This window comes from Streptomyces sp. TRM68367 (assembly GCF_014495685.1).
Taxonomy (GTDB): Bacteria; Actinomycetota; Actinomycetes; order Streptomycetales; family Streptomycetaceae; genus Streptomyces.
In genome coordinates this window covers 1-2,989 of the sequence record NZ_JACTVI010000223.1, presented here as the reverse complement: position 1 = coordinate 2,989, position 2,989 = coordinate 1, and the positions used below count along the sequence as shown (strand labels likewise).

Genomic DNA, 2,989 nt, shown 5'->3' with positions numbered 1-2,989 from the left:
GGGGGGGGCGCCCCCCGCGCCGGCCTACTGGATCGGGTGGGCTATAGGGCGTCCGGATGGGTTCAGATCCGGTCGGCGAGGGGGCGCTGGTCGGGGTGCTCGCGGGCATGGGCGGCGCGGCGGACCAGGGTGATGGCCTCGGTCAGCCGGACGGTTCCGGCGCCGAGCCCGGATTCGGTCAGGGCCTTGCGGGCGCTGTCGCGAGTGATTGCATCCGGGTCCGAGTGGGTTGCGGCGATTACCTCGGCCAGCCGCTCCAGGGACGCCATGGGTGGGCGTCCGCCCTGGCTCTGGGTGCGAGGTACGGAACCCTCGTCCTGCCCCTGGCCTGCGCTGTCGGGCTCGTCCTCGGGCTCACTGTGCGGGGAGCCCGTCGGCGTCACGGTTCCCGTGCCACTGTCCGGATCGATGCTTCCGGACCCCAGGGCGCCCGGAGCCGTTGCTTCGGCGGCCTGCGTGATCCCGGCCTGCTGGGGCTGAGGCAGGTCGTGCCGCTCAAACCGCTTCCGCTGCTGGTACGGATCCGTCGGCAGGGTTCCGTCGGCCTGCTGCTGCCGGTACGGAACTGGTGCGGTGGCTGGGTGCGCCGGGGTTCCTCCCGGGTCGGTGCCGCCGTAGCGGGTGATCAGGATGTGCAGGTGGGTGGCTCCGGCCAGGGCAAGCGGAGCGATCGCGGAGAGGACGGTGACCGTGGTGTCGTCGAGGTGGAGGTCCACGGTGCCGGGCTGGTTGAGGTCGAGGGCGTGCAGGCCGTTGGCCCAGATACTGGCGGCGGTGGCGGCGATGAACAGGATCCACGCGTACAGGCGCGCTGGCGCGGGGCCTCGCGCAGAACCAGCGGGGCGCGGACGCCGTAGGCGATGAGACCGTCGATCACGACGGGGAAGAGGTAGGTCAGTTGGTAGCGGACGTGGACGGCGGTGGCCATCTGCCGTAGCGCGTCGTAGGAGAGGGCGCATCCGGCGACGCCGAGCAGGATGATGGTGAGCCGGTCCCACCAGGTGGCGCGAGGCGGCCGGTCGGCCTGTTCAGTGTGGCGGTGTCGAGCATGATGAAGGTGTCCTTGCAGGGGTGTTCGCGGTGATCCGTCTTTGCCGTCTTGCCGTTGCAACCGCAGGTCAGGGCGGGACAGGAGGCTGTGTGTGTGCCGTCCGGGACGGCATGGGGAGATGACCTGGTGAGCCGGGGGGCTCGGCTCGCGCGGCGCCCTGTCGTGCGTCGGGACGGATCGCTATCCGTCTTGGGGCGGATAGCCGTCCCACGCTCGGGGCCTTTGACCTGCGATTTCACGGCTGGGACGGCAAGGACGGCAGAAGACGGTGGCTCGGGCCCTTCCCTGCCGACGACGCGGTGGTCGCGTGGGCAGCAGGGACCGGAGGCTGGCGGCCTGTCAGCCGGCGTCGGCCTACGGGGTGCCGAGGGGATGGACGGTGGGGCAGTAGCGCTTCCACGCGTCGGCGAACTTGTTGCGGGTATAGCCCCAATGCCGTGTAGTTAGCAGTGGGTGTCTGGTGTCAAGGCGTGCGGGTGGTGAGGATGTCGATGCTGATCGTGGCCTTGTAGCTGGTTNTTAGCAGTGGGTGTCTGGTGTCAAGGCGTGCGGGTGGTGAGGATGTCGATGCTGATCGTGGCCTTGTAGCTGGTTCGGTCGACGATGCCTTTGGCGTTGTATCTCGAGATGGCGCGTTTGACGACGCGTGGCCGGGTGCGGATGCGCCGGTCGGGCATGAGGTCGGCCAGGACCCGTCGGCCGATGGTGCCGACGAGGTCGACAGCCGTGCTGATGACGCCCGCGGCCTGAACGAGCAGGTCGCGGGCGGTGTTCAGGGCGATGGAGAAGCTGGCCCGGTCGGGGTCGGTACCTGGATGGGTGGCGGTGGCATCCGCCATGGCAAGTCGCAGGACCTGGTAGGTGACCAGCAGCGCGAAGACTTCCTGGGCGACGCCGGCAGGGGTCCGGGCACGAAGGACCCGGCCGCCGAGAATGGTGGACTTGATCTCCAGGTAGGAGGTCTCGACCTCCCATCGCTCGTGGTAGAGCCTGATCAGCTCGGCTGCGGGGTGGGCGTGGGGGCAGGTCAGAGTCGTGACCAGGCGGTAGGCGCCGGTGCGGCGCCCCTTTGAGGTGCTGACGGTGATTTCGCAGTCGATGACCCGAACCGCGACGGCTCCCAGCCTGGACAGGTAGGAGCCGTCGGGGAAACGTTCCAGGACCGGCAGTCTGCGGTTCTCTTTCACCCGGACGAGGACGTGAGCGCCCGTCCGCGTGATCGCCTCGACCAGGGCCTGGACGGCGAAATTTCGGTCCAGCAGCACGATCATGCCTTCGCGCAGGCTGCGGACCAGGCGCGGGGCGTAGGACGTTTCTCCGTTCGTGGTCGGCCCGAACACCGCATCCAGGATGGTGCGGGTGCCGCAGGACACCAGGACCAGCAGACGGAGCGAGGGGTATCCCGCCCCGCCGTTGTTGCCGCGGTGCTTGACGAACTCGGCCTGGTTCGCCGGGCTGTCGGGCACCGCCATCAGCGTGCCGTCGATCGCGCAGACGAGCAGGCCCCGCCACCGCGATCCCACGGCGCCGATCCCCGCGGCCGGTCCACGCAGCAGGTCGAACAAGCCACGCAGCGGCCGGGCCCCGACCCGCCTGCGGGCCTGCGCCAGTGCGCCGGCCGTCGGAGTCGCTGTCGCCAGTCCTTCCAGGCCGGCCGTCAGCCGCTGCCATACCTGCTTCCAGCCGATCCCGGGAAACAGAGACCCGGCCAGCACCAGGTACACCACCACACGCGAAGGCAAGTTCCGTATCCGCTGCTGGGTCCTGCCGGTCTCGGCCAGGACCTCGTCGACCATCTCGAACGGGACGAGCTGCGTCAGCTCGCCCAGATGACCGGGCGCGAACGGCCCCGCGGCAACCACTACCTCGTGACAAATGACAGACTTGGCGTCCAACGGAGCTCCTGCTGAACAGTGATCTTGGTCGACACGGTTCTAG

Annotated in this window: 3 protein-coding genes; all 3 read right to left on the bottom strand. The window is 69.2% G+C overall.

Going from position 1 to position 2,989, the window contains the following annotated elements; genetic code table 11:
• Positions 1-62: 62 nt before the first annotated feature.
• Entirely contained in the window at positions 63-716 is a 654-nt protein-coding gene (locus H8R17_RS49700) for a hypothetical protein (RefSeq protein WP_399478137.1), read from the bottom strand.
• A complete protein-coding gene (locus H8R17_RS48435) occupies positions 626-928 on the bottom strand; it encodes a hypothetical protein (protein ID WP_399478135.1) in 303 nt (100 codons plus the stop codon). The genes H8R17_RS49700 and H8R17_RS48435 overlap by 91 nt, the downstream gene beginning before the upstream one ends.
• Before the next feature lie 662 nt (positions 929-1,590).
• The gene (locus tag H8R17_RS44835) at positions 1,591-2,946 is read right to left on the bottom strand and encodes an IS4 family transposase (RefSeq protein ID WP_223126174.1); all 1,356 of its coding nucleotides are present in this window, start codon (positions 2,944-2,946) and stop codon (positions 1,591-1,593) included.
• Between the last annotated feature and the right edge of the window lie 43 nt (positions 2,947-2,989).

Bases quoted from the DNA above. Each gene is read 5' to 3' on its own strand.
- H8R17_RS48435 (WP_399478135.1), bottom strand. From the start codon at position 928: ATGGCCACCGCCGTCCACGTCCGCTACCAACTGACCTACCTCTTCCCC.